The sequence below is a fragment of the Microcystis sp. M53603_WE2 genome, assembly GCF_030065435.1.
The window spans coordinates 1-1,025 of the sequence record NZ_JASJFF010000567.1 but is presented as its reverse complement, the minus strand read 5'-3'; the positions used below and the strand labels follow the sequence as shown (position 1 = coordinate 1,025).

Genomic DNA, 1,025 nt, shown 5'->3' with positions numbered 1-1,025 from the left:
GTGGGGTGTGGGGTGTGGGGTGTGGGGTGTGGGGTGTGGGGTGTGGGGAGAATAAATAAAAATAATCTCCTGTCTCCTGTCTCCTGTCTCCTGCCTCCTGTCTCCTGTCTCCTGTCTCCTGCCTCCTGTCTCCTGTCTCCTGCCTCCCGTCTCCTGACTCCTTCCTCCTGCTTCTTTCAAGTCAGAGAATAAATAGCCTAAAATAGAAACCTGCACTATTGTTTCTGTAGCCAGCATCATGAATAAGTCCCCACGTCGTTACCATATCACCACCTTTGGTTGTCAGATGAATAAAGCTGACTCCGAACGCATGGCGGGTATTTTAGAAGATTTGGGGTTTCAATGGTCTGAGGATGCCAACGAAGCCGATTTAATCCTCTACAATACCTGTACAATTCGCGATAATGCCGAACAGAAGGTGTATTCCTATCTCGGTAGACAGGCTAAACGCAAACAAACTCAACCCGACCTTACTTTAATTGTCGCTGGCTGCGTGGCTCAACAGGAAGGGGAACAATTATTAAGACGGGTTCCCGAAGTGGATTTAATTATCGGTCCCCAACACGCAAACCGCTTGGGAGACTTATTACAACAAGTTTTTGACGGTTCCCAGGTGGTGGCCACCGAACCCATCCACATCATGGAAGATATCACCAAACCGCGCCGGGATAGTAATATTACCGCTTGGGTGAACGTCATCTATGGTTGTAATGAACGTTGTACCTATTGTGTGGTTCCGGGGGTGCGCGGGGTGGAACAATCGCGCACTCCTGCGGCAATTCGAGCAGAAATGGAACAATTAGGACAACAGGGTTATCAAGAAATCACCCTTTTAGGTCAAAATATTGATGCCTACGGACGGGATTTACCCGGAGTGACGGCAAGCGGCCGACATCTGCACAATTTCACCGATTTACTCTACTACATTCACGATGTGGCCGGCATTGAACGTCTCCGTTTTGCCACCAGTCACCCCCGCTATTTTACCGAACGTTTGATTAAAGCTTGTCAGGAATTACCTAAAG

1 protein-coding gene and 1 pseudogene are annotated in these 1,025 nt (G+C 48.7%); one reads left to right on the top strand and one right to left on the bottom strand.

The genetic code is table 11. From position 1 onward, the window contains the following. A pseudogene (locus PX481_RS11915) lies at positions 1-240 on the bottom strand (hypothetical protein); the annotation flags it as partial. Here PX481_RS11915 and PX481_RS11910 point away from each other — a divergent pair. Further along, on the top strand, positions 239-1,025 hold a 787-nt coding region (locus tag PX481_RS11910), incomplete at its 3' end, for a MiaB/RimO family radical SAM methylthiotransferase (protein WP_288094630.1). The pseudogene PX481_RS11915 and the gene PX481_RS11910 sit on opposite strands and share 2 nt — an antisense overlap.